The sequence below is a fragment of the Neoroseomonas soli genome, assembly GCF_018129065.1.
Lineage (GTDB): Bacteria > Pseudomonadota > Alphaproteobacteria > Acetobacterales > Acetobacteraceae > Neoroseomonas > Neoroseomonas soli.
The window spans coordinates 43,507-66,284 of the sequence record NZ_JAAEDM010000018.1; the positions used below are offsets into that span (position 1 = coordinate 43,507).

The 22,778-nt window shown below is 71.1% G+C and carries 22 protein-coding genes; 9 read left to right on the forward strand and 13 right to left on the reverse strand.

Translation table 11 applies throughout. The features are described from left to right. The first annotated feature begins 126 nt into the window (after window positions 1-126). The 7 genes from rfbB (at window position 127) to GXW76_RS09475 (ending at window position 6,383) form a co-directional block, all read left to right on the forward strand. Window positions 127-1,188 carry a dTDP-glucose 4,6-dehydratase gene (gene rfbB, locus GXW76_RS09445; RefSeq protein ID WP_211861762.1) on the forward strand — a complete coding sequence of 354 codons (1,062 nt, stop codon included), beginning with the start codon at window positions 127-129 and terminating at the stop codon, window positions 1,186-1,188. After that, entirely contained in the window at window positions 1,185-2,066 is an 882-nt protein-coding gene (rfbA, locus tag GXW76_RS09450) for a glucose-1-phosphate thymidylyltransferase RfbA (RefSeq protein WP_211861763.1), read from the forward strand. The genes rfbB and rfbA overlap by 4 nt, the downstream gene beginning before the upstream one ends. Further along, window positions 2,063-2,629, forward strand: coding sequence for a dTDP-4-dehydrorhamnose 3,5-epimerase (rfbC, locus tag GXW76_RS09455; protein ID WP_211861764.1), 567 nt, complete (start codon window positions 2,063-2,065; stop codon window positions 2,627-2,629). Before rfbA ends, rfbC begins: the two co-directional genes overlap by 4 nt. Beyond that, a complete protein-coding gene (gene rfbD, locus GXW76_RS09460) occupies window positions 2,629-3,516 on the forward strand; it encodes a dTDP-4-dehydrorhamnose reductase (RefSeq protein WP_211861765.1) in 888 nt (295 codons plus the stop codon). Before rfbC ends, rfbD begins: the two co-directional genes overlap by 1 nt. Then, the gene (locus tag GXW76_RS09465) at window positions 3,513-4,340 is read left to right on the forward strand and encodes an SGNH/GDSL hydrolase family protein (protein ID WP_211861766.1); all 828 of its coding nucleotides are present in this window, start codon (window positions 3,513-3,515) and stop codon (window positions 4,338-4,340) included. The genes rfbD and GXW76_RS09465 overlap by 4 nt, the downstream gene beginning before the upstream one ends. A 164-nt stretch (window positions 4,341-4,504) precedes the next feature. Further along, window positions 4,505-5,899 carry a leucyl aminopeptidase family protein gene (locus GXW76_RS09470; RefSeq protein ID WP_211861767.1) on the forward strand — a complete coding sequence of 465 codons (1,395 nt, stop codon included), beginning with the start codon at window positions 4,505-4,507 and terminating at the stop codon, window positions 5,897-5,899. A gap of 82 nt (window positions 5,900-5,981) precedes the next feature. After that, entirely contained in the window at window positions 5,982-6,383 is a 402-nt protein-coding gene (locus tag GXW76_RS09475; RefSeq protein WP_211861768.1) for a MarR family transcriptional regulator, read from the forward strand. Between the two features lie 66 nt (window positions 6,384-6,449). Here GXW76_RS09475 and GXW76_RS09480 read toward each other — a convergent pair whose 3' ends face one another. The 8 genes from GXW76_RS09480 to GXW76_RS09515 form a co-directional block, all read right to left on the reverse strand. After that, on the reverse strand, window positions 6,450-7,382 hold the full coding sequence (locus GXW76_RS09480; RefSeq protein WP_211861769.1) for a 2-hydroxyacid dehydrogenase: 933 nt from the start codon (window positions 7,380-7,382) through the stop codon (window positions 6,450-6,452). After that, complete coding sequence (locus tag GXW76_RS09485; RefSeq protein ID WP_211861770.1) at window positions 7,382-7,849, reverse strand: hypothetical protein; 468 nt, start codon at window positions 7,847-7,849, stop codon at window positions 7,382-7,384. The genes GXW76_RS09480 and GXW76_RS09485 overlap by 1 nt, the downstream gene beginning before the upstream one ends. Next, the gene (locus GXW76_RS09490) at window positions 7,846-9,453 is read right to left on the reverse strand and encodes an ABC transporter ATP-binding protein (RefSeq protein ID WP_211861771.1); all 1,608 of its coding nucleotides are present in this window, start codon (window positions 9,451-9,453) and stop codon (window positions 7,846-7,848) included. The genes GXW76_RS09485 and GXW76_RS09490 overlap by 4 nt, the downstream gene beginning before the upstream one ends. Further along, window positions 9,453-10,493 carry an ABC transporter permease gene (locus tag GXW76_RS09495; protein WP_211861772.1) on the reverse strand — a complete coding sequence of 347 codons (1,041 nt, stop codon included), beginning with the start codon at window positions 10,491-10,493 and terminating at the stop codon, window positions 9,453-9,455. The genes GXW76_RS09490 and GXW76_RS09495 overlap by 1 nt, the downstream gene beginning before the upstream one ends. 250 nt (window positions 10,494-10,743) lie before the next feature. Further along, complete coding sequence (locus GXW76_RS09500; protein WP_211861773.1) at window positions 10,744-11,862, reverse strand: microcin C ABC transporter permease YejB; 1,119 nt, start codon at window positions 11,860-11,862, stop codon at window positions 10,744-10,746. Window positions 11,863-11,869: 7 nt separating this feature from the next. Then, window positions 11,870-13,720: an extracellular solute-binding protein gene (locus GXW76_RS09505; RefSeq protein WP_211861774.1), complete on the reverse strand. Its 1,851-nt coding sequence runs from the start codon at window positions 13,718-13,720 to the stop codon at window positions 11,870-11,872. Window positions 13,721-13,767: 47 nt separating this feature from the next. Further along, a complete protein-coding gene (gene hisN / locus GXW76_RS09510; RefSeq protein WP_211861784.1) occupies window positions 13,768-14,550 on the reverse strand; it encodes a histidinol-phosphatase in 783 nt (260 codons plus the stop codon). Beyond that, window positions 14,547-15,083 (reverse strand): c-type cytochrome, encoded by a 537-nt coding sequence (locus tag GXW76_RS09515; RefSeq protein ID WP_211861775.1) that lies wholly within the window; start codon window positions 15,081-15,083, stop codon window positions 14,547-14,549. The genes hisN and GXW76_RS09515 overlap by 4 nt, the downstream gene beginning before the upstream one ends. Window positions 15,084-15,220: 137 nt before the next feature. Here GXW76_RS09515 and GXW76_RS09520 point away from each other — a divergent pair, with 137 nt between their 5' ends. After that, window positions 15,221-15,952 (forward strand): 3-deoxy-manno-octulosonate cytidylyltransferase, encoded by a 732-nt coding sequence (locus GXW76_RS09520; RefSeq protein ID WP_211861776.1) that lies wholly within the window; start codon window positions 15,221-15,223, stop codon window positions 15,950-15,952. A 12-nt stretch (window positions 15,953-15,964) separates the two neighbouring features. Further along, on the forward strand, window positions 15,965-16,822 hold the full coding sequence (locus GXW76_RS09525; protein WP_211861777.1) for a prephenate dehydratase: 858 nt from the start codon (window positions 15,965-15,967) through the stop codon (window positions 16,820-16,822). Between the two features lie 200 nt (window positions 16,823-17,022). On the opposite strand, the gene GXW76_RS09530 is transcribed toward GXW76_RS09525, so the two are convergent. The 5 genes from GXW76_RS09530 to GXW76_RS09550 all read right to left on the reverse strand — a co-directional run. Continuing rightward, a complete protein-coding gene (locus GXW76_RS09530; protein WP_211861778.1) occupies window positions 17,023-17,634 on the reverse strand; it encodes a hypothetical protein in 612 nt (203 codons plus the stop codon). Between the two features lie 51 nt (window positions 17,635-17,685). Then, window positions 17,686-18,735: a hypothetical protein gene (locus tag GXW76_RS09535; RefSeq protein WP_211861779.1), complete on the reverse strand. Its 1,050-nt coding sequence runs from the start codon at window positions 18,733-18,735 to the stop codon at window positions 17,686-17,688. Beyond that, complete coding sequence (locus GXW76_RS09540) at window positions 18,710-20,092, reverse strand: MBOAT family O-acyltransferase (RefSeq protein ID WP_211861780.1); 1,383 nt, start codon at window positions 20,090-20,092, stop codon at window positions 18,710-18,712. The genes GXW76_RS09535 and GXW76_RS09540 overlap by 26 nt, the downstream gene beginning before the upstream one ends. A 22-nt stretch (window positions 20,093-20,114) precedes the next feature. Next, window positions 20,115-21,989 (reverse strand): AsmA family protein, encoded by a 1,875-nt coding sequence (locus tag GXW76_RS09545; protein ID WP_211861781.1) that lies wholly within the window; start codon window positions 21,987-21,989, stop codon window positions 20,115-20,117. A 93-nt stretch (window positions 21,990-22,082) separates the two neighbouring features. Then, window positions 22,083-22,778: lysophospholipid acyltransferase family protein (locus tag GXW76_RS09550; RefSeq protein ID WP_211861782.1), on the reverse strand; the 696-nt coding region annotated here is incomplete at its 5' end.

Below are 22,778 nucleotides of genomic sequence, written 5' to 3' on the forward strand. Positions count from 1 at the left end.
CGGAGCGCCTCCCGCCCGTGTGGCATTTTGTGCAATGCAACGAAGACGGGTCGCCTGCCTGGATGCTGCCGCTATTCTGCCCTAGATCCTCGCCTTCTTCATTCCGGACCCGTGGACACGCTTGGCATGACCCTCCTGATCACTGGCGGCCTGGGCTTCATCGGCTCGGCGGTGGTGCGCCGGCTGCTCGCCACCACCGACGAGGTGGTGGTGAACGTCGACCGCATGACCTATGCGGCGAGCCCCGAGAGCCTCGGCGACTGGCTGCGCAGCCCGCGGCACATCCATCTCCGCGCGGACATCTGCGACGCGGCGGCGATGCGGGAGGTCTTCGCGAAGCACCGCCCGTCGCGCGTCATGCATCTCGCGGCCGAGAGCCATGTCGATCGCTCGATCGACGGCCCGGCCGAGTTCATCCGCACCAATGTCGTCGGCACCCAGGTGCTGCTGGAGGCGGCGCGCGAATATTGGGCTTCGCTGGAAGGCGCCGCGAAGGCCGATTTCCGCTTCCACCACGTTTCGACCGACGAGGTCTTCGGCTCCCTCGAAAGCCGTGACGAACCGCCCTTCGACGAGAATACGCGCTACGATCCGCGCAGCCCCTATTCGGCCTCCAAGGCGGGGTCCGACCATCTGGTCCGCGCCTGGCAGCACACCTACGGGATGCCGAATTTCATCTCCAACACGACGAACAACTACGGTCCCTGGCAGTTCCCCGAGAAGCTGATCCCGCTGGTGACGCTGAACGCGCTGGAGGGCCGCACCCTGCCGGTCTATGGCGACGGCTCCAACATCCGCGACTGGATCCATGTCGAGGACCATGCGGAGGCGCTCTGCCTCGCCCTGTTCCGCGGCCAGCCCGGCGCGACCTACTGTCTTGGCCCGCGGCAGGAACGCACGAATCTCGAAGTCGTCCGCGCCATCTGCGCGACGCTCGACCGGCTGCGTCCCGATCCTGCGGGCCCGCGGGAGCGGCTGATTACCTACGTGAAGGACCGTCCCGGCCACGACTTCCGCTACGCCATGGACCCGTCCGGCGCCGAGAAGGCGCTCGGCTGGCGGGCGAAGCATGATTTCGAATCCGGCCTGGCGCAGACCATCGCCTGGTATCTCGACAACGAAGCCTGGTGGCGCCCGATCCGGGACAAGCGCTACGCGGGCCAGCGCCTGGGTGGGGTGAAGGCATGAAGGGCATATTGCTGGCCGGTGGGTCCGGCACGCGGCTGCATCCGATGACGCTGGCGGCGTCCAAGCAACTGCTGCCGGTCTACGACAAGCCGATGGTCTATTACCCGCTCGGCACGCTGATGCTGGCGGGGATCCGCGACATCCTGCTGATCTCCACCCCGGCCGACCTGCCGCAGTTCAAGCGGCTGCTCGGCGACGGCTCCCAGTTCGGCGTGACGATCACCTATGCCGAACAGCCGAAGCCCGAGGGCATCGCCCAGGCCTTCCACATCGGCGCGGACTGGATCGCGGGCGAGCCCTGCGCCCTCGCACTCGGGGACAACATCATCTACGGCCATGGCCTGGTGGAGCAGCTCCGCGCCGCCGCGCGCCGCGCTGAGGCCGGCGAGGCGACCGTCTTCGGCTACCGCGTGGCCGACCCCGAACGCTACGGCGTGGCGGAATTCGACGCCGAGGGCCGCGTCCTCTCGCTCGAGGAGAAGCCCGCGAAGCCCAAATCCGACTGGGCGGTGATCGGTCTCTACTTCTACGACAGGCGCGTCACGCAGCTCGCCCACGACCTCAAGCCCTCGGCGCGCGGGGAGCTTGAAATCACGGACCTGAACAAGGTCTATCTCGACCTCGGTGCGCTGCGGGCGGAACAGCTCGGCCGCGGCTGCGCTTGGCTCGACGCCGGCACGCCGGGCTCGCTGCTGCAGGCGGCGACCTTCGTCGAGACCGTGCAGGAACGCCAGGGCCTGCAGGTCGGCTGCCCGGAGGAGATCGCCTTCCGCATGGGCTTCATCGATGCCGACGCGCTGCTGAAGCAGGGCAGGGCGCTCGGCAAGACGGCCTATGGCGCCTACCTCGTCGATCTGGCGAAGGGGAAGCACGCGTGAAGGTCGAACGCTGCGCCGTCCCCGACGTCCTGCTGATCGAACCCCTTCGCCACGGCGACGCGCGCGGCTTCTTCAGCGAGGTGTGGTCGCGCCGCGCCCTCGCCGCGCAGGGTTTCGACGCCGACTTCGTGCAGGACAACCACGCCTTCTCCGCGCAGAAGGGCGTGCTGCGCGGGCTGCACTTCCAGCGGCCACCCTCGGCGCAGGGCAAGCTGGTGCGCGTCGCGCGCGGCGCCATCCTGGACGTGGCGGTGGATATCCGCCAGGGTTCGCCCACCTACGGGCAGCACGTCGCGATGGAGCTCAGCGCGGCGAACTGGCGGCAGATGTGGGTGCCGCGGGGCTTCGCCCACGGCTATGTCACGCTCGAGCCGGATACCGAGGTGCTCTACAAGACCGACGCCTACTACGACCGCGCCACGGATGCCGGCATCGCCTGGGACGACCCGGCGCTCGGCATCGCCTGGCCGGTCGATGCCGGCAGCGTCATCCTCTCCGACAAGGACCGCAACGCGCCGCGCCTGGCCGAGATCCCGCCGCCCTTCCCGCAGGGATCCTGGTGATGCGGCGGATCCTCGTCACCGGCCGCGGCGGGCAGCTCGCCACGGGCCTTGAGGCCGCCCTCCCGGCGCGGGGCTTCGAACCGATCCTCTTCGGCCAGCCCGAATTCGAGTTCGACCAGCCCGAGACCGTCGCCGCCGCCTTCGCTGCGGCGCGGCCCGAGGCAGTGGTGAACTGCGCCGCCTGGACCGCCGTCGATGCCGCCGAGGACGACGAGGCCGCCGCCTTCCGCGCCAATGCGCTGGGCCCGGCGATGGTCGCGCGGCACTGCGCGGCGCTCGGCATCCCGCTGATCCAGATCTCGACCGACTACGTCTTCGACGGCCGCAAGGGCGCGCCCTACACCGAGGATGACGCGCCCAACCCGCTCGGCGCCTACGGGCGGACCAAGCTGGCGGGGGAATGGGCGGCGCTCGCCGGCAATGCGCGGACGACGGTGCTGCGCACCGCCTGGGTCTTCGCGCCGATGGGCAGCAACTTCGTCCGCACCATGCTGCGCGTCGGCGCCGCGCGGCCGGAACTGCGCGTGGTGGCGGACCAGCACGGCAGCCCGACAGCGGCGCCGGACCTCGCGGATGCCATCGCCGGCGTGCTGGCCCGGATGCGCGACACCGGCTGGCAGGACGCCTATCGCGGCGTCTTCCATGCCGTTGCGACCGGCTCCACCACCTGGCACGCCTTCGCCGAGGCGATCTTCGCCGCCGCCGCCCCCTTCGGCGGGCCGCGACCCAAGGTGCATGCCATCGGGACCTCGGACTACCCGACCAAGGCGGTGCGCCCCGCGGATGGCCGGCTCGACACCTCCAGGCTGGCCGCGACCTTCGGCGTGGCGCTTCCGGAATGGAAGGCCGGCCTCGATCGCGTCATCAGGGCGTTGCACGCGGCGTGATCCTGCGGCAGCTCCGTCTCGTCGCCTTCCTGCTGCTTGCCGTGCCGGCCGGCACGGCGGCGGCGGCCTCCGAACCCGGTGCCTGCCCGGTGGTGCCGCGGCCGGCGATCGCGGTGCCGCGTCTCGCCGAGGCGGCGATGCACGGGGGGGCGGTTCGCATCGTGGCGTTCGGTTCCTCCTCCACCGCCGGGGCGGGGGCGAGCCTGCCGTGGCGTGCCTATCCGTCCCGGCTCGAAACCCTGTTGCGCCGGGGCCTGCCGAACGTGACCGTCACGGTGATGAACCGCGGTGCCGGCGGCGAGGACGTCGCCAACATGATCGGCCGGATGGATGCCGACGTGATCGCGGAGCGGCCGGACCTCGTCATCTGGCAGGCCGGCGCGAACGCGGCGCTGCGCCGGATGGATCCCGCCAGGTTCAGGGCCTACCTGTTCGAGGGCCTCGCCCGCCTGCGCCGCGAGGGCATCCACGTCGTCCTGATGGACAATCAGCGCGCGCCCCGCATCGCCGCCCGGCCGGGACACGAGGCGTATGACGCCGTGGTCGCCGAGGCAGCCGCCACGCTTCCGGGCGTCTCCCTGTTTTCCCGTGGCGCGCTGATGGATGCGCTGGCCGCGGCAGGCATTCCGAACGACGCGCTGCTCGTCTCCGACGGGCTGCACCACAACGACCGCGGCTACGCCTGTGTGGCCGAGGCCCTCGCGCGCGGCCTCCTGACGGGGGCGCAGCCGCTGCGTGCCATGGCGACGCCTGACCAGGCGGCGCGAGGCCCCGGACGCGAGTTCCGGAGGCCGGCCGCGCCGGTGTCGCTCGAGCCGCGCTGAGCGGCGCATCGATCCCGCCGCATTCGGCAACCCTGAATGCGTTGCAGCGAATGCATATCGCTCTTGCGTAATGGACCGGTTGGATTCCGTTGAGCCTGCGGAGCAAAAGCTATCGTGAAATTCGCGTTAATTCGCGCCATCCGGCGTGACGCTGTTTGGAGAGAATGATGCTCGAAGGGCTGACCGGCAGGGCTCCGGGTGCCTTGCCGCTGCATGCCGTTCGGGCCGAAGGCCTCGGCATTTTCGCTGATGGGCTGCCGGCCGCGGCCGCGGCCTTCCTGCGCGCTGCCGGCTTCGCGGCGAAGCCTGGCGAATTCGCCCTGATCCCAGGCGCGGAGGGCTTGGCCGGTGCCGTCGTCGGCATCGGTGCCGATGACGGCCCCTGGGCCTTCGGCGGCCTGGCGCGCGGCCTTCCTTCCGGCACCGCCTGGCGACTGGCGGCTGGCCCGCAGGACTCCGCGGCGGCGGTGCTGGGCTGGGCGCTCGGCGCCTACCGCCCGCGGCGGCACAAGGCGTCCGGTCCGGCACCTGCGCTGCTCGAGATCCCGGAAGGGGCCGATGCCGCCACCGCCGTGATGGTGGCGGAGGCGATCTGCGCCGCCCGAGACCTGGTCAACGCGCCCGCGGCGGACCTTGGCCCGGAGGAACTCGCTGAGGCGGTGAGCACGCTCGCCGCCCGCCATGGCGGCACCTGCGAGATCGTGGCGGGGGCTTCGCTCGAGCAGGGCTTCCCGGCCGTCGCGGCGGTCGGCGGTGGCAGCCCGCGGGCTCCGCGCGTCGCCGTGCTGCGTTGGGCGGGGGCCGAGGATGGGCCGCTGATTGCGCTCTGCGGCAAGGGGGTCTGCTTCGACACCGGCGGCCTCGACCTCAAGCCGCCCGCGGGCATGCTGCGCATGAAGAAGGACATGGGCGGCGCGGCAGTGGTGCTCGCGGTGGCCGAGATGGTCATGCGCAGCAACCTGCCGGTGCGGTTGCTGGTGCTCGTCGGCGCGGTGGAGAACGCCGTGTCCGGCACCGCCATGCGGCCGATGGACGTGCTGCGCACCCGCAAGGGCCTGAAGGTCGAGGTCGGCAATACCGACGCCGAGGGCCGACTCGTGCTGTGCGACCTGCTCGCCTTCGCCGCCGAGCAGTCACCCGCGATGATCATCGACTGCGCCACCCTCACGGGCGCGGCGCGGGTGGCGCTGGGTCCCGATTTGCCCGCCCTGTTCTGCACCGACGACGCGCTGGCCGACCGCCTGCTGGCCGCCGGGGCGGAGGCGCACGACCCGATGTGGCGGCTGCCGCTGCACCAGGGCTACGATTCCTGGTTGGACAGCCCCTTCGCGGACCTGTCCAACGTGTCGTCGAAGCCGATGGCCGGCGCCGTCGTGGCCGCCCTGTTCCTGCGCCGATTCGTGCCCGCCGGAATCCCGTGGGCGCATCTCGATCTCTACGGATGGAACGATTCGACACGTCCGGGACGCCCGGAAGGCGGCGAAGCCCAGTGCGCCCGGGCCCTGCACGCGGCGATTGTAAAGTTTTGTCGAGTTTCCCCGCCGCCCCAAGGCGGCTGAACCGCGGATCACTATTGTGAGTCGCGTTCGGAACGAATTGGCGGCCGTGCCCGCCCCGATTTCCCATGAAGGAAGAAACAGAATGACCAACACGAACAACCCGGATCAGCAGATCGGCATCCTGCGCGAGACGATCGTCGCGCTGGTGCGTGGCGACGGGCCCGACCTCTCCGCCCGCCAGCTCGCCGTGCTGCTGACCGTCTATCTCAGCGAGGGGCCGCACACGGTCCGCGGGCTCGCCGCCGACCTCAACGTCTCCAAGCCGGCGATCACGCGGGCGCTCGACCGCCTCGGCGAGCTCGACCTGGCCCGCCGCAAGGTGGACCCGGCCGACCGCCGCAGCGTGCTCGTGCAGCGCACGACGAAGGGCACGACCTTCCTGCACGACCTGCGCGGCATCATGGTGGAAGCGACCAAGTCGACCGGCGATGCGCGCGTGCTCGCCGCCCCCGCCAGCCCCGAGCCCGCCCTGCGCGTGGTGTGACGGGATGGCGTGCGAGGACGGCCCCGTGCCGTCCTCGCCGCGACCCGGCCTGGTGGCCGGCCGGCGTCAGTAGCCGGCCGAGAAGTCCACCAGGTTGACCAGCGGCCGCCCGTCGCGGGCGCGGTGGATGTTCTCCACCACCTGCGGCGCGGCGCTGGAAGGGATGGTGATGCTCGCCGCGTGCGGCGTCAGGATCACCTTCGGATGCGCCCAGAAGGGGCTTTCCGCCGGCAGCGGCTCCGGTTCGAAGACATCGAGCGCGGCGCCGGCCAGATGGCCGGAATCGAGCGCCGCCAGCACATCCGTCGCCACCATGTGCCCGCCGCGTGCGGCGTTGATCACGTAGCTGCCGGGCTTCATGGCGCCGATCAGGCGCGCGTCCAGCACGCCGCGCGTGTCAGGCGTCAGCGGCAGCAGGCAGACCAGGATGTCGGCCTTGGCGGCCATCGCCATGAGGCCCTCGGCGCCGTGGAAGGTCTCGACGCCGTCCATCGCCTTGGGGCGGCGCGACCAGCCCAGGACCGGGAAGCCCAGCGCCCGCAGCGCACGTGCCGCGTCGCTGCCGAGCTCACCCAGGCCGAGGATGCCGACGTGCCGCGCGGAGGTCTCGGGCGCGGGCAGTTCGTACCAGACCTTCTCCGCCTGCTGGGCGCGGTATTCCGGGTCCTGCCGGTGGAAGCGCAGCACGTTCAGCAGCACCCATTCCGTCATGCCCTGGGTCAGCCGCGTGTCCACCAGCCGCGCGACGGGCACGCCCGGCGGCGGCCCAGGCGGGCGGAAGAGGTGATCGACGCCCGCGCCCATGGAAACGATGAGGCGCAGATTGGGATAGCGTCGCAGCTCCATCATGTCGTGCGCGGTCCAGACCACGGCCGCCTCGATCTCCGCCGGTTCCCCGGCATCGGGAAACAGGCGGATCTCCAGCGACGGATCGACGGCGAGCAGCGCCGCCTTCCAGTCCTGCATGGTGTGGGCCTTGGTGGAGAGCAGCACCGCCATCAGCGCGTTTCCTTCAGCAGTTCATCGACCGCGGTGACGAAGCCGCGCCAGTCGTCCTTGCGCGTCGCCGCGCGCTCCGTTCCGTCCGGCGCCTTCGCGTAGAGGCTCAGCACCCCCTTCGACCACAGCGCGTCGAAATGGGCCGGGGATTGCAATGCGAAGGCGGCGGTGCGCTCGAAGACACCGTCCTTCACCTTCGGCATGACCTTGTAGAACCACCACCAGCAGCCGATGGCCAGCACGATGGTGCCGGCCCAGGCGCCGCCCTGCCCGATGCCGAGCGCCTCCAGGGGCGCGCCACCCCATCTCAGCGCGAGGAAGGAGAGGGCGAGGATCAGCCCCGCCGGCCAGACATTCTCCCAGGAGCGATAGACCGGCGAGCCGGGCGAATTCATCCGGCGGATATGGATGCCGAGCTTGACCTGGTCGGCGTCCAGCAATGCCTTGAGGCGTTCGAGTTCGTTCACGTCCGCAACCCCGGCGCCTCCGCGGACCGCAGGTCGAATGCCGCGGCCATCAGGGCGCGGGTGTAGGCTTCCCGGGGGGCGGCGACAACCTGGTCGGCCGCGCCTTCCTCCACCACCCTGCCATCCTTCAGCACGATGATCCGGTGCGCCATGGCCCGCACCACCCGGAGGTCGTGCGAGATGAAGAGGTAGGCGAGCCGGTGCTTCGTCTGCAATGCGCGCAGCAGTTCCACCACCTGCGCCTGCACGCTGACATCGAGCGCCGAGGTCGGTTCGTCCAGCACCAGGAAGCGCGGCTTGAGCACCAGCGCGCGCGCGATGGCGATGCGCTGACGCTGGCCGCCGGAGAATTCATGCGGGTAGCGCTCGGCCATGCCGGGTTCGAGGCCGACCTCCTCCAGCGCCGTCGCCACCGCGGCCGCACGTTGCGCGCGCGTCAGGCCGGGTTCGTGGACGGCGAGGCCCTCGCCGACGATGTCGCCCACGCTCATGCGCGGGGAAAGCGCGCCGAAGGGGTCCTGGAAGACGATCTGCATGCGCCGGCGCAGCGGGCGCAGCGCGGCGCGGCCCAGGCCCTGGATCGGCGTTCCCTCGAAGCGTATTGCGCCGGCGCTGTCCTCCAGCCGCAGCAGGGCGAGGCCGAGCGTCGTCTTGCCCGAGCCGGATTCTCCGACCACCCCGACCGTCTCGCCTTCCCTGACCGCGACCGAGACACCGTCCACCGCCTTCACCTCGGCGACGACACGGCGCATCAGGCCGCGGCGGATGGGGAAGCGGACCTGCACCGCGTCGCCGTGCATGATCTCGGGCGCGCCGTCGGCGACGGGCGCGGGCTGGCCGCGCGGCTCGGTCGCCAGCAGCATGCGCGTGTAGGCGTGGGACGGCGCGGCGAAGACCTCGGCGACGCGGCCCTGTTCGACCGCGCGCCCGTCCTTCATCACCACCACGCTGTCGGCGTGCTTCTTCACGATGTTGAGGTCGTGGGTGATGAGCAGCAGCGCCATGCCGAGGTCGCGCTTGAGCTGTTCCAGCAGTTCCAGGATCTGCGCCTGGATGGTGACGTCGAGCGCGGTGGTCGGCTCGTCCGCGATCAGCAGCTTCGGGTCGTTGGCGAGCGCGGCCGCGATCATCACGCGCTGCCGCTGGCCGCCGGACAACTGGTGCGGATAGGCGCCGAGGCGATCCTCCGCATTCGGGAAGCCCGCGCGGCGGAGGAGTTCGATGACGCGCGCCCGCAGCGCCGCATTCGCCAGCGGCTGGTGCAGCGTGATCGCCTCGGAGACCTGGCGCTCCACCGTATGCAGCGGGTTGAGCGAGGTCATCGGTTCCTGGAACACCATGCCCGCCACCCCGCCGCGCAGGCGGAGCAATTCGGCATCGGGTGCCGTCAGCACCTCGGTGCCGTCCAGGGCGATGCGCCCTTCCGGATTGCCGCCCGCGCCCGGCAGGAGCCGCAGACAGGACAGGGCGGTGACCGACTTCCCGGAGCCGGATTCACCGACCAGCGCGACCGTCTCGCCACGTTCGACGGCGAAGGAGACGCCCTCCACCACGCGCTTGCCGCGGAAGGCAACGGCCAGGTTCTCGACCTCCAGCAACGGCATCAGCGCGAGCCCCCCGGCAGCTTGCGCGGGTCGAAGGCGTCGCGCACCGCCTCCCCCACGAAGATCAGCAGCGTCAGCATCCCGCCCAGCACGACGAAGCCCGTCATCGCCAGCCACGGCGCGGTCAGGTTGTTCTTGCCCTGGTTCACCAACTCGCCCAGCGAGGGCGAGCCCGGCGGCAGGCCGAAGCCGAGGAAGTCGAGGCTCGCCAGCACCGTCACCGATCCGCTGAGGATGAAGGGCAGGAAGGTCAGCGTCGCCACCATCGCATTCGGCAGGATATGGCGGAACATCACCACCGGATCCGACACGCCGAGCGCCTTCGCCGCGCGCACATAGTCGAAGTTGCGCCCGCGCAGGAATTCCGCGCGCACCACGCCGGTGAGCCCCATCCAGGAGAACAGAAGCAGGAAGATCAGCAGCACCCAGAAGGTGGGTTCGATCACGCTGGCCAGGATGATGAGCAGGTAGAGCTGCGGCATCCCCGACCAGATCTCGATGAACCTCTGGAACAGCAGGTCCGTCAGCCCGCCATAGAAGCCCTGCACCGCGCCTGCCGTGATGCCGACGACGGAACTCACGATCGTCAGCGAGAAGCCAAACAGCACCGAGATGCGGAAGCCGTAGATGACGCGCGCCAACACGTCCCGCGCCTGGTCGTCCGTGCCGAGCCAGTTCTGCGCGGAGGGCGGGGAGGGCGCCGGCCGCCCGATATCCCGCACCACGGTCCGGTAGGAATAGGGCACCAAGGGCCAGGCCATCCAGCCGCCCTTGGCCTCGAACTCCTCCCGGAAGCCGCGGTCGTGCCAGTCCGCCAGCGTCGGCAGGCCGTCCTCGATCACGTCGCTCTCGGCATAGTCCGTCAGCACCGGCACGAACCAGCGACCGTCCACCTTCGCGACCAGGGGGCGGTCATTCGCGATGAACTCCGCGAAAAGCGTCACGAAGAACAGGAAGCCGAAGATCACGAGCGACCAGTAGCCACGCCGATTGGCGCGGAAATTGGCGAGGCGCCGGCGGGTGAGGGGGGAGAGCGTCATGGGGCTGCTCCGCCGCAGGGGGGCGCTGCCCCCCTGCACCCCCCGCCAAAGGCCGAAAGGCCTCTGGACACCATGAATTGGCCGGTTGGGAGGAGGGGCTCGAAGCGACCGCCGGGCCGGGAGCGCGCTCGGCGCCCCTCCTCCCAACCGGCCAAGTATCGGGTTCCAAGGGCCCTTAGGCCCCTGGCGGGTGGGTGCGGGAGGGCAGAGCCCTCCCGCGGCGCGCGCAGCGCCACGACCGCCCCCCGCATCACCGCCGCGCCTCGAAGTCGATGCGCGGGTCCACGAGGGTGTAGGTGAAGTCCCCCACGATCTGCATGACCAGCCCGAGCAGCGTGAAGATGTAGAGCGTCGCGAACATCACCGGGTAGTCGCGCCGGATCGCGCTTTCGAAGCCGAGCAGCCCGAGCCCGTCGAGCGAGAACACGATTTCCGTCAACAGCGCCCCGGTGAACAGGATGCTGATGAAGGCCGCGGGAAACCCCGCGATGATGAGCAGCATCGCGTTGCGGAAGATGTGTCCGTAGAGGATGCGCCCTTCCGTGTTGCCCTTGGCGCGCGCGGTGACGGTGTATTGCTTGCCGATCTCGTCGAGGAAGGCGTTCTTGGTCAGCATGGTCAGCCCGGCGAAGCCGCCGATGACCATCGTCAGCGTCGGCAAGGCCATGTGCCAGGCGTAGTCCAGCGCACGCTGCCAGAAGGGCAGGGTGTCCGCGCCGGGGCTCAGGAGCCCGCGCAGCGGGAACCATTGCAGGAAGGACCCTCCGGCCAGGAACACGACGAGCAGGATGGCGAATAGGAAGCCCGGGATCGCATAGCCCACCAGCACGACGCCCGATGTGGCGACGTCGAAGCGCGACCCGTCCTGCACCGCCTTGCGGATGCCGAGCGGAATGGACACCAGGTAGATGATCAGCGTGGACCACAGGCCGAGCGAGATGGAGACGGGCATCTTCTCGACGAGCAGTTCCACCACCGGCCGGTCGCGGAACAGGGATCGCCCGAAGTCGAAGGTCAGGTAGCCGGTCATCATCTCGACGAAGCGCGTCGTCGCCGGCTTGTCGAAGCCGAAGGCGCGCTCGATCTCGGCGACGATGGCGGGGTCGAGGCCCTGCGCGCCGCGATATGCGCCGACCGGGCCTTCGCTTCCGCCTGCCGTGCCGCGGGCCTCGGCGGCATTGCGCGTGCGCACCTCGCCGCCGCCTTCACCTGTGATGCGGCCGAGGGTCTGCCCCTGTCCGCGCAGTTCCGCGAGCATCTGCTCGACCGGCCCGCCTGGCGCGAACTGCACGACGGCGAAGTTGATGATGATGATGCCGAGCAGCGTCGGCACCACCAGCAGCAGCCGGCGGAAAAGGTACGCCCCCATGCCGCGCCTACGCGCGCCGCGCTTCGGCCAGTGCGCGTTCCCGCGCCGGGTCGATCCACCAGGCGCCGGGGAAGCCGAGGCCGTAGCGCGGGTTGCGCTCCGGCCGGCCGAACTTGTCCCAGAAGGCGATGCGGAAGGTGCGGCTGTGCCAGTGCGGGATGACGAAGTTGTTGTGCTGCAGCACGCGGTCCAGCGCGCGGGTGCGGGCGACCAGTTCCTCGTGGTCCGGCGCGCCGACCACGAGTTCCACCAGCTCGTCGACCGCCGGGTCGGCGATGCCGGCGACGTTCTGGCTGCCATTCTCCCGGGCCTTGGCGCTGGTCCAGTAGTCGCGCTGCTCGTTCCCCGGGGAGAAGCCCTGGCCCATGCTTTCCACCGTCATGTCGTAGTCGAAGGCGTCGATGCGCACCTGGTACTGCGCCGGGTCCACGGTCCGCACGCGCGCGGAGATGCCCAGCCGCTCCAGCCACTGCACGTAGGGCAGGGCCACGCGCTCGAAGGTCGCGCCCTGGAGCAGGATCTCGAACTCGAAGGGCCGGCCCTGGGCATTCACCAGGCGGCGCTCGCGCACGGTCCAGCCCGCCTCCCGCAGCAGGGCGAGCGCGCGGCGCGCGCCGTCCCGGTTGTTGCCGGAGCCGTCGGTGACCGGGAGCTTGTACTCCTCCGTGAAGACTGTCCCGGGGATGCGGCCGCGGAAGCCCTCGAGGATCGCCTTCTCGCGGCCTTCCGGCAGGCCGCGCGCGGCAAAGTCGGAATTCGAGAAGTAGGACGAGGTCCGCGTATAGGCCCCGTAGAAGAGGTTCGTGTTCATCCACTCGAAGTCGAAGACCTCGATCAGCGCGCGCCGCACGCGGGCGTCCTGGAATAGCGGTCGGCGCAGGTTCACCGCGAAGCACTGCATGCCGGTGGGGATCTCGTGCGGGATCTCCTCCCGCTTCACGAGGTTCCGCCGCGCCGCGGGGAAGTCGTAGCCGGTGGCCCAGTCGCGGGCGACGTTCTCCTGGCGGAAGTCGGTCTGGGCGGCCTTGAAGGCCTCGAAGGCGACGGTGGTGTCGCGGAAGTACTCGTAGCGGATGGTGTCGAAGTTGTTCAGGCCGCGCCGCACGCCGAGGTCGCGCGCCCAGTAGTCGTCCACGCGGCGGTACACGACGCTGCGGCTCGGCTCGAAGCGTTCGAGGCGATAGGGCCCGGACCCCAGCGGCACGTCGAGCGAGGGCCGGGCGAAGTCGCGCCCTTCCCACCAGTGCTTGGGCAGGATCGGCAGGTCGCCGAGGATCTGCGCGAGTTCCCGGTTGTCCGCGCTGCGGAAGCGGAAGGTGACGCGGCGCGGGCCTTCGGCCACCACCTCGGTGACATCGGCCCAATAGGCGCGGAAGAAGGGCCGGCCATGGGTGCGCAGCGCGTTGAAGGAGAAGACGACGTCCTCGGCCGTCATCGGCCTGCCGTCGTGCCAGCGCGCGGCCGCGCGCAACTCGAAGGTCACGCCCTTGCGGTCGGCCGGGAGTTCCACCGTCTCGGCGACATGGCCGTATTCGGCCGTCGCCTCGTCCGGGTTGCCGGCCATCAGCGAGTCGTAGATCAGCCCGACGCCGATATCGGGCGTGCCACGCAGGATGTAGGGATTGAAGCTGTCGAAGGCGCCGAGGCGCGCCAGCACGACCTCGCCCCCCTTCGGCGCATTCGGGTTGGCCCAGGGCCAGTGCGGGAAATCCGCCGGCAGGCTCGGCGGGGCCAGCAGAGAGAGCGCATGGGTGCGCACCACCTCGCCTGGCCTGTCCCCGCCGGCGGGCACCACGGCGCGGGCGTGGCTGGGAAGGGCGGCCAGGGCGCCGAGCGCCAGGATGTCACGTCGCTGCATGGTGCGCAGGATGGGGGCTAGACCCCCGCGGGGCAACGTCCCCGCCCTTACCGTTCGGTGAGAAGCGACACGGCCTCGGGCAGCAGGGCCGGGTCGCCCACGGCGAGGACACGGCCATCGGCCTGCATCGTCAGGGCTTCACCCCGCCAGCCGGTGACGCGGCCGCCGGCGCCTTCGATCACCGGGACCAGGGCGGCCCAGTCCCAGATCTTCATCGTGGCATCCACCACGATGTCCACCAGACCCAGGGCCAGCAGCCCGTAGGAATAGCAGTCCCCGCCCCAGGTCACGCGGCGGGCGGCGCCGCGCAGGCGCTCGAAGCCGGGCTTGTCGGCCGGCAGGAACATGTCGGGGCTGGTGCAGGAAAGCTCGGCCTCGCCCACGCGCGCGCAGGGGCGGCAGGCCGGCACGCCACCGAGCGGCGCGCGGAAGCGCGTGGGCTGCCCGGCCACGCCGATCCAGCGCTCGCCGGTCACCGGCTGGTCGATGATGCCGAGCACGGGCACGCCCCGGTGCAGCAGCCCGATCAGGCTGCCGAAGAGCGGCCGCCCGGTGACGAAGGCGCGGGTCCCGTCGATCGGGTCCACCACCCAGACCCATTCGGCGTCGGGGCGGTCGGCGCCGTGTTCCTCCCCGATCACGCCGTGGTCGGGGAAGCGGGCGGCGATCAGGGCGCGAATCGCCTCCTCGGCTTCCTTGTCGGCGCGGGTGACGGGGCTCGCGTCACCCTTCGCCTCGACCAGCAGGGCCGAGCGGAAGAGGGGGCGGATGACCGCCCCCGCCGCCTCCGCCGCGTCTTCCGCGGCGGCGATGCAGGCGTCCGGGATCAGGGCGCGGGCGCGTTCGGGGAGATCGAACGCAGGTATGCGATCAGGTCCGCCCGCTGCGACGCATTCGCCATGCCGCCGAAGGACATGCGGTTGCCCGGCGCATAGGTGCGCGGGCTCGCGATCCAGGCGTTCAGTTCCTCGTAGGTCCAGGGCTTGTCCGCCATGCCGCGGATGGCGCCGGAGTAGTTGAAGCCGTCCGCATGGGCGTGCTTCGCGCCGACGATGCCGGCGAGGTTCGGCCCGACGCCGTTGCGCCCACCCTCGTTGAAGGTGTGGCAGGACGCGCACTGGCGCTGCGCCAGGGTCTGGCCGTTCTGCACGTTGGCATTGGCCAGCAGCGGCGTGATCGGCTCCAGCGTTGGGGCCGCGGCCGGTGCGGCCGCCTGGGCCGGTGCCTCGCCACCCACGGCGATCGCGGCCTGGTGCGGCATGGTCGGGTGCACCAGCTGCCGGCCGATCACGCCCGCGACGGCGAAGGTGATGCCGGCGGTCAGCACCGCCGCGACGATCTTGTTGCCTTCCAGATTAGCCATGCCGATCAGGGCCCTTCGTACCGCACACAGGAACGGAGCCGCGTCCGGCGCGTTTGCGCCCCCCGCTGCCCTTGCCTACAAACGCGCCGGACCATAGTGCCCGACTTCCCGCCCGACAAGCAGCCGGAGCCGCCTTCTTGCGCCCCATCCTCGTCATCCCGGCCCGCATGGCGGCCACCCGCCTTCCCGGCAAGCCGCTGGCGGACATCCATGGACGCCCGATGATCGCCCATGTGCTCGACCGCGCGCGGGAAGCCGGCATCGGCCCCGTGGCCGTCGCCGCCGGGGAATCCGAGATCGCCGCCGCCGCCCGCGCCGCCGGCGCCGAGGCCGTCCTGGTGGCCGAGGACGTACCCTCCGGCACCGACCGCGTGCAGCGCGCCATGGCGGCGCTGGACCCCGAGGGCCGCTACGACGTCGTGGTGAACCTGCAGGGCGACTTCCCCACCATCGCCCCCGAGACCCTGCGCGCCGTGCTGGAACCCCTGGCCGACCCCGCGGTGGACATCGGCACCCTGGTCTGCCCGATCGCGAACGAGGAGGAGGCGAATACCTCGTCCTTCGTCAAATGCGCCTGCGCCTTCGAGGGCGATTCGCGCGTCGCGCCGGCGCTCTATTTCTCCCGCCTGCCGATTCCGTGGGGGGAGGGGCCGCGCTGGCACCACATCGGCGTCTACGCCTATCGCCGCGCAGCGCTGGACCGCTTCGTCTCCCTGCCCGCCAGCCCGCTGGAGCTGCGCGAGAAGCTCGAACAGCTCCGCGCGCTGGAAGCCGGCATGTGGATTGCCGCCGCGCGGGTGGATCATGGCCCCTTCGGCGTGGACACGCCGCATGACCTTGAACGCGCGCGCGCCATGCTGGCCCGCTGAACGGACGCACCGATGCCCAACAAGACCATCGCCTTCCAGGGCCTGCCCGGCGCCTATTCGGACCTGGCCTGCCGCGCCGCCTATCCGGGCTGGGCGACGCTGCCCTGCCCGTCCTTCGAGGCGGCGATGGAAGCATTGCGCGAGGGCCGCTGCGACCTCGCCATGCTGCCCTGCGAGAACTCGCTCGCCGGTCGCGTGCCGGACATCCACCGCATGCTGCCGGACAGCGCCCTGTTCGTGGTGGGCGAGCACTTCCAGCGCGTCGAGCACTGCCTGCTCGCGCCCAGGGGCGCGACGCTCGCCACGGTGAAGCGGGCGCACAGCCATCCGGTCGCCCTCGGCCAGGTGCTGCGGCTGCTGAAGGAGATGAAGCTCCAGCCCGTGATCGAAGCCGACACCGCCGGTGCCGCCCACCTGATCGCCGAGCGCGGCGGCATCGAGGACGCGGCCATTGCCTCCGAACTCGCCGCCGAGATCTACGGCCTCGAGATCCTGAAGCGGAACGTCGAGGACGAGGCGCACAACACCACGCGCTTCTATGTCATGGCGCGGGAGCGCCGCGACCCGCCGGTCGATGCGCCCGACACCGTCACCACCTTCGTCTTCCGCGTCCGCAACATCCCGGCCGCGCTCTACAAGGCGCTCGGCGGCTTCGCGACCAACGGGGTCAACATGACGAAGCTGGAATCCTACATGCTCGAGGGGCATTTCTCCGCGACGCAGTTCCTGTGCGACGTGGACGGCCACCCGGACAGCCCGGCGCTGGCGCGCGCCTTCGAGGAACTGGAATTCTTCTCACGCGAGTTCCGCATCCTCGGTTCCTACCCCGCCCACGCGTACCGGCTGGAACAGGCCGCGAAAGAGGACTGATACCGGCGGCCAGTTTCATTGGCCGCCGGTATGCGTCTTCCTGCCCTCAGCCGCCGGGCGCGGCCTCCGGCCGGGAGCTTCGCCGGATTGCAGGCGGGCCGCATGCGCGGCCCCGCCCAGCTTCGCAGGTCAGGACATCGGACCGCTCGTATCCGCCGAGTACGACGAAGGGCGCACCTCGGTGCGCCCCTCATGCACGCTCAGGCGCGGATCCAGGTTTCCGAGAAGGCCAGCATCGCGGTCGAGATGCGCTGCCCCGCGACCTCGCGCGGGATGGGCGCTCCGGGCTGCATGCGGCCGTTCACCGTGACGGTCGCCGTCTCGCAGCCGACGAAAAGGCTCGGCATGTGGTGCTTCCCGGTCGCCGAGTTCTCCGGCGGCAGGGCGAAGCAGAAGGGCTTGCCGAGGCCCGACCAGGTCAGCGCCACGGTCATGTCGCCCGCGCGCACCGTCTCGCTGTAGGTCGAGATCGCGTCGCCGCTGGTCTTCACGCTGTCGAGCTTCCGGTACTGCAGCCCGGCCAGTCCCGGCAGCCCGCGCCAGGCCCCGAAATGCGAGACGTAGCCATCGACCAGCCAGCGCGCGAGCGCCTCATTGTCCGTCAGGCAGACATTCGGCCGGTCGGCAGGCGGCGCCGCCTCCTGCGGGGAGAGCATCAGCACCAGCGCATGTCCGCGGCCATGCGGCGACAGCACGACGCGGAAGAAGGAGGCGAGGGTCGTGAAGGGCCCCGCCGGGTCCTCCTTCAGCGAGATGCCGGGGTTCTCGCCCGACCATTCGACATTGCCGGGAAATACCAGGGTGTCGGCCATGAACGCTTCTCCGCAGTGGGGCACGCAGCCTGCGATGGCAGCGGCGCGGGATCAATGGGCGCCCGGCGGCACCAGCAGAACGAAGTCGCCCTCGGGCGAGGTGCGCCCCGCCGCCGCCTCGGCCAGGCCGCGCGCCAGCCGGTCGGCGATGCCGACGCGGTAATGCAGGGGGTCCCAGTAATGGGTGTCCTCGCGCGTGATGGGGCTCGGGATCATGAAGTCCGCCAGCGCCGTGCCGGGCCGGGCGCGCGCGATCGCGGTGATCGCCGCCCGGCAGGCCGCCATGCGCTGCCCGTCCAGCGTGCCGGGCGGGGGCTGCAGCGAGACATGGTAGGGCACGAAGAACAGGACCGCCCGCGTCGCCGCCGGCAGGGCCGCGAGGCGTTCGGCAAGCAGCGCGTGCTGCGGGAAGTCGAATGAAGGCGCTTCGACCGCGGGCGTAGCGGGCGGCGGCACCAGCAACCGCGCCGCGCGCGCCGGGTCGTAGCGCGAGTCGCGCGGCAGGAAATCCGCAAAGCCGTCGCGCCCGTAGCGCGGCTTCGCCAGGCGCAGCATGGCCAAAGCCTGCTTGCCCGCTTCCTCTGCCGCGAAGGGGTTCATGATCTCGGCATAACCGCGCCAGAGGTTGTCGCCGTACATCCATTCCGGGAACGGCCGCGGCGTCAGGCGGCGTAGCGGGCCGCTCTCGCACCATTCCTTGTCGAGCCCGACCATGACGACGCGCGGCGCCGCATGGCTGCGCATGAAGAGCGCAAGGACCTGCGACTGCTCCCACGCCGTGCCGCTGTTCATCGACAGGTTGGCGAAGTGCGAGCCGAAGGCTTCGTTCAATTGCGCGGGGCGGAGTAGCCGGCTGGTGGATGTGCCCACCACCACGGAATCGAAGCGCTGGTCGCGCGCGAGCATCGGGTAGGAAAAGCGCTGGTTCGTGGTGACCGTCTCGCGTTGCAGCGGCAGCGAGAGCGGCAGCATCCCCCAGGGATCGACCAGCGCGATGAAGGCGTAGGCGATCGCTGCCGGCACCGCCGCGAACAGCAACAGCAGCCGCAGGAAGCGCGCCCAGGTGGCGGGGGCCTCAGAACTGGAAGTAGATGAACTCATTCGGGACCCGTCCGCCGATCAGCAGCAGCATCAGAAACAGCACCACGCCGGCGGTGGCGCCGACCCAGGGCATGGCGCGCAGGCGTTCCAGCGCGAAGGTCTGCGAGGCCGGGCCGAACACCGCGGCCACACAGCCCCCCAGCAGCGCGACGGTCTGCGTCGTGTCCATCGCGAAGGCGCCGCCCGTCCAGGGGCCACCCGCCATGGTGCCGAGCATCCGCGCCGCGGTGGCGAAGTCCGGCGCGCGGAACAGCACCCAGCCCACCATCACGAAGAGCATCGTTAGCGCCCAGCCGAGAACCCACGGCATGCGCAGCCCCGCGCGCGCCCAGGCGCCGTTCACCGCGAGCGCGATGCCGTGCAGCCCGCCCCAGGCCACGAAGGTCCAGGCCGCGCCGTGCCACAACCCGCCGAGCAACATGGTGACGATCACGTTCACCGCCTGCCGCGCCGCCCCCGCGCGGTTCCCGCCCATCGGGACGTAGAGGTAGTCCCGCAGGAAGCGCGACAGCGTCATGTGCCAGCGCCGCCAGAACTCGCGGATGGAGGCGGACCGATACGGCGCGTCGAAATTCGCCGGCAGCCGCAGCCCGAACATCATCGCGAGGCCGAGCGCCATGTCCGAATAGCCCGAGAAATCGAAATAGATCTGCAGCGTGTAGGCGAGCGTCCCGAGCCAGGCGTCGCCCGCGCCCAGCGCCTCCACCCCCGCTGCGCGGCCGAAGATGGCATCCGCCACCGGCGCGACCGTGTCGGCGATGGCCACCTTCTTCACCAGCCCGATGGTGAAGAGCACGAAGCCGCGCGCCAGGTTTTCCGCCATTTCCGGCCGGCGAGGGTCGAGCGCGAACTGCCAGATCACCTCGTTGTGCCGCACCAACGGCCCGGCCACGAGCTGCGGGAAGAAGGTGACGAAGAGGAAGAAGTCCGAAAGCCTGTAGGTCTTCGCCTGCCCGCGCTTGAGGTCGATCAGGTAGGAGACCTTCTGGAACACGTAGAAGGACACGCCGAGCGGCAGGATGATGTTCCACTGCTCGTGCCGCCCGCCGAGGATCCAGGCGACGTTGTCGGCGACGAAGTTCGCGTATTTCACCCAGCCGAGCACGCCGAGGTTCATGGCGATGCCGAGATCCGCCCACCAGCCGCGCGGATTGCCCGCATGCGCCCGCGCCACCAGCCAGTTCAGCAGCGTCAGCCCGACCAGAACGGGCACGAAGCGCAGGTCCCAGAAGGCGTAGAACACCAGGGAGGCAAGCACGACCCAGACCTGCCGGGCCACGCGCGTCGGCGCCAGGTACCAGCCGGCGAGGGCGAGCGGCAGCAGGCCGAGGATCAGCGCCTGGGAATTGAACAGCATGGGGTGGTGTCTGGTCCCGTCGTCAGCGCCGCGAGCTGCGGTCCGAATAGCAGGGGTTGCGGCGCGCGGTGTCACGCAGGTCCGGCGGCAGGGGTGCCGTGGCACCGCTTTCCATCCGGGCGCGGGCCGAGCGCGACCACTGCGCCGGCAGGATGTCAGGGTTGGAGAAGGACCCGCTCACCCGCACCGGTATGTCGAGGGCGAAGAAATGCGTCGTCTCCCTCTGGCTGCCGATCACGAGATCCAACCATTCCCGGTTGAGGTCGAAGCTGGCGAGGCCGCTGATCGTCCCGGTCCCGGCGCGGATGCGCACCGGCGATGCCTCCCCGCGCCCGGCGCGGACATCCACCGCGGCGAGCAGGCAGGAGACGCGGGTCATGCCGCGCGAGGTGCGGAACAGAGCGCGGACGTCGGTGGAGGCCATCTCGATGACCTCCCGCGCGATGCTGCCGCTGGTCATGGCCGCCACCACCGAGATGCGCGCGCCGGCCGTCGCGGCGTTCAGCGTGGCCGCCTCGGCGGCGACGGCGGCATGCGCCTCGAGCCGCCCGGCGAGTGGCAGCGCCGGCAGGCGGAAGGCGCGGCGCAGCGTGTCGATATCGCCTTGCGTCATCCGCGCTGCCGCGGTGACCGCCGCACCACCGCCCCGGGCCGGCAGCAGTTCTCCCGAGGCATCGAAACGGGCGCCGAAGGCGGCCAGCGCCAGCGTCTCGACCGTGATCCGTCCGGGCGCCATCTCGGCCTTCAGCCGCGCATCCCTCGCGTGCAGCCGCGCGTAGATGAGCTCCTGCGCGGCGAGGTCGGCGCGCAGCAGCGGGTCGGGCATCTCGGGCACGATCAGCGGCAGGTCGGCGTCGCCACTCTCCTGGCTGCCGGAAGGCGGGCGCGCGCCCAGGATGCGGTTGACGTCGAGGCGCGTGAACTCGAAGGCGACGACGACGGCATCCGGCCGCCCGCGGCTGCCCTCGGTGAGTTCGATGACCGGCGCGGTGAAGGGCGCACCGTCCAGCGTGCCCTCGACCGCCGTCAGGCGCCAGAGGTCGCCGTTGCGCATCACCTGGCCGGCGAGCGCGACCGGCACCGGCGGCACATCCGTCCCGCCCGCCCCGGCCATGCCGAGGATCGCCTCCGGCGTCGCCGCGGAGACCCGGATCCGGCCTTCCGCACCATCCACGTTCAGCGGGTCGGTCGCGGTGCCCAGGAATTCCACCACCGTTTCCGCACGGGAGGTCGCGCGCATCTCGATCGGGAAGGGGATGCTCGCGTCGCGCAGCGTCGCGATGCTGCCGAGCACGGCCTCCAGCGCCACCGGCACGCCGCCGTAGCTGCCGGAGACCGTCATCCGCGCCGGCTGGTCCGGTGCGGTCGCGGTGACCGCGGTGCTGTCGAGCCGGGCCCGCAACTCCTTCCCGCTGCTGGTGCGGAACACGATCTCGCTGCGCGCGAGGCGCAGGTCATGGACCATCGGCAGGCCGCTGCGGTCGGGCGGCGTTGCAGGCGCGGCGGGCCGCTCGCCGAAATGCCAGTTGGCGCGCCAGTCAGCGGCGCGTTCGAGGTAGAGGGTGAAACCGTCGATCGCCGCGCGGCGGAGCACCACCTCGCCCCGCAGCAGCGGCAGCAGGTCGAGCGTGGCGTTCAGGCTTCCGACCTCCGCCATGGCCGGGCGGCTGCCGCCGTCGATATTGGCGAGGCGGGCCTCCCGCACCTCGACGCCGAGGGACAGGCCCGGGGAGACCCGCAGGCTGCCGATCGTCACGGGCCGCCCGAGCGCCGCCGTGGCGTGCCCGGCCGCCATCGGCCCCAGTTCGACCATCGGCACCACCAGCACGGCCGCAGCCAGTGCCAGCACCGGGATGCCGGCGAGGATGCCCAGGATGACCTTGGTCCGGCGGCCCATCCGCATTCTCCAGCTTGCCGGGGCCGCTTACACCACCCGGCCGGGGCCGCGAAACCCGCGGCCGGCTATCCGGCCACATAGGCGCTCCGGCGGTCAGTGGCTATCCGGAACGAGCGCGGCGACCAGCCCCTGCAGCGCCTCGGCCATCCGCTCCGCGCGCTGCCGCGGGTCCTCGCCCGCCACGGCGAGGTCGCGGACCTGCACCGGCGCGCCGAAGGCGATGCGGACGGGGTGGCGGCGCGGCAGGCGGGCATCGCGCGGCATCGCCTCGAAGGCGCCGGAGATGTGCGCCGGAACGACCGTCACATCCGGCATTCCGTCCAGCACCACGCCGATCCCCGGCAGGAAGCGCTGCAGCCGCCCGTCCGGCGAACGCCAGGATTCCGGGAACCAGACCAGCCCCTCGCCACGCGAGAGGACCGCGCGCGCCATCGCCACGGCCTGGGCGGGCATCCGTTCCTCGACCGGGAAGACCTGGAAGGTGTGGGCGAAGCCGCGCGCGAGCGCATTGCCGAAGAGCCGCTCCACCGCCCCGCTCCACCACAGGCGCCGCGCCGCGGCGAAGGGCAGGGCGGCGGCAACCAGGCCGGGGTCGAGGTCGCTGACATGGTTGGCGACGATCACGAAGGCCCCCCGGCGCGGCACCGTCTCCGTGCCGGTGGCGCGCAGGTCGAACATCATGCGGCCGATGCCGCGCGCCGCCGCCCAGCCCGCGACGCGCAGCGGCCAGAGCAGCGGGGAACGCGGCCCGGTGGCGCGCGCCACCTCGGCAGCGAGGTCCTCGGGGCT